This window comes from Yoonia sp., from assembly GCF_017854415.1.
In the GTDB taxonomy this organism is placed as follows: Bacteria; Pseudomonadota; Alphaproteobacteria; order Rhodobacterales; family Rhodobacteraceae; genus Yoonia.
Map to the genome: position 1 here is coordinate 1 of NZ_JAFMHR010000081.1, position 2500 is coordinate 2500.

Genomic DNA, 2500 nt, shown 5'->3' on the forward strand with positions numbered 1-2500 from the left:
GTCGTTCCTTCTATCCCGGGCAAGGCCGGCTTTGACGACGATCCACTAGAAGCGCAGATCATTCTGGACTTTCAAACAAGTAGCGCTGCATCACTTACCCTCAGGGTTGCTGTACCGGATACTCCCGGTGATACAAACTTCGGAAATAACTTTGAACCCGAACCCATCACCATCGATGAAGGTGTTGATCTTGATGTTGATATCTCGACGCCTGCAACAACGCTTGCATCGGGCGCTGTTTTCAACTGGACTGTTGATATCACCAACCGGGGACCGAATACCGCTACCCGCTATGATGTAACAGTGCCGCGGCCAACAGGCGTAGGAAACATTGTAGCACCTGCTGGATGTTCATTGTCCGGATCCAACTACATCTGTACAATCACTACAGCGCTTGGTCCAAATGGCGCCGTTGCGGCGCCTTTGGTATTTAGCGGTCGCGTCGATGTCGGTGGACCTTCGGACATTACGCTAGAGGCGTTTGTCGGCAATTCCACACCTCTCGATCCAAATTCGACTAACGATCAGACTGATCTAGAGTTGACAGTCACGCCTGGCACAGACGCGTTCATCACAAAATCCCGGAACCCCGCACTGACGAACATCCTTGTCGGAGAGACGGTTACATTTACTCTGAACACGGGTTTCTTCGGCAACGCGCCGACGGATATTGTCGTCGTAGATACTTTGCCGTCTCAGTATACATTCACCGGTTTTGTATCGACTGCAGGCTACACTTGTAACGCTGATGATCTACCCAATCTGCGGTGCGAACAGGCAGCCACCAGCTCTAATGGCCAACCAGGCGCACAAGGCTTGGGTAATATCGTATTTACAGCACGTCTAGATGCACCGGGCCAGAACATCCGGAACCGGTCCGAAATCAGCTTTGGCGTTACCGATGGAAATCCAACTGGTGACGTTGACACAAACCCTAGCAATGATGTGTCGTTTGACACTGCAATTACTGCTTCTCAACCTGTTATTGATTTGGTCGCCCGCAAATCTGGACCGTCTCCTGCATTGGTCGTCGAAGGTCAGAACAACACGTTCCGGATTAGCGCGCGCAACGCTGGCAACGCAGACTTCTTTGGCACAGTCACCTTGACGGATACCATTCCTGCCGGAATGAACGTGGTCGGTCTGAACATTCCAGCTGGTACAAGCTGTACAGTCGGCGGAGTTCCAGCCACCGCTTCTGTTGGAAGTCCGATTGTTGGTGAAGCTGTTGTTGTTTGCACACGTACATACACGGCACCTACTGCGTTGCCGGGGTCAAACAGTTCCAACAGCAATGCGCGCAACACGCCAGATATCGTCTTTACGACACAGACGACGAATACTCCGGGTGTATCTGTCAACACACTTACAAATCGCGTTGTTGTCACAACCGGGATTGGCGCTATCGACACCCTCAACCCCAACAATAATAACACTGCAACTGTGACAGTTACCTCTACACCTGCTTCAAACTCAGCGGATGTAAGGGCTTTGAAAACGGTATCGCCTACTAATGCAAGCCCAACTGCAGTCGCTGGCACACCGTTTTCGTTTGACCTTGAGGTCCAAAACATAGGCCCAGTGCCGGCACTGAATGTCCTTGTTACTGATGCACTCTCTAACCTGCAAACTGGTAGTGCGCCGGTTGGCATCGCGTACTTTAATACGACCTATAATAGCTGCACCGCGCCGGGAACTGGCGCGACACGCAACCTGAACTGTGCGGGTCTGACCGTGCCAGTTTGTGGCGCAGGTTCGCCCGCATCCGGTGTTGCCTGCCCCATTATCCGCGTGACCGTTGTACCCGGTGGTGATGGCACGGTGAACGCTGCTGGCTTCATTGCGCGGACCAATACGTTCAGTGCAGTGTCTCAAACAACGCCAGACCCCACCCCAAACAATAACACGAGCACAGCACCATATTCTATGGCACCACGTGCAGATGTAACCGTCGTTAAGACTGCACCAGGATTGGTCAGAGCTGGGCAAAACCTAAGTTCCACCGTCTCTGCGAGGAATGGCATCAGCGATCCTGGACCCGCAGCTGACGTTGGTTTGAGCAGTGCCGCGAACGTGCAGGTCGTCGACTTGTTGCCGCCAAACGTTAGGTTTATCTCTGCCACACCTGCGAATGGCACGACTAGCTGCTCGCCGATCGCCGCAAATGCATTGTCCCTGCCAGGTGCCCAGTTAAGTTTAACCTGTACTTTCGGAACCATTCCGCCCGGAACACAGCGCAATGTAACAATCCTGGTACGACCTCTCACGGCTGCTGTTGGACAGACCCTTACCAACAACGTTACGATCAGTACCGCAACAACCGAAACAAATACCACGAACAATACGAATCTTGCGACTACAGTGGTGGAAGAACCTGTTGTTGATTTGTCCGTAAATAAAAGTGATGCGCCAAATGTCCTGACAGTTGATCAAGACGTTATTTATACCGTTAGGGTCACGAACAATGGCGAATCGGCTGCACAGAATGTTGTTGTGACTG

The 2500-nt window shown here is 52.3% G+C and carries 1 pseudogene; it reads left to right on the forward strand.

The window, feature by feature from the left end:
• Positions 1 to 2500 (forward strand): annotated as a pseudogene (locus tag QZ197_RS10235) (hypothetical protein); the annotation flags it as partial.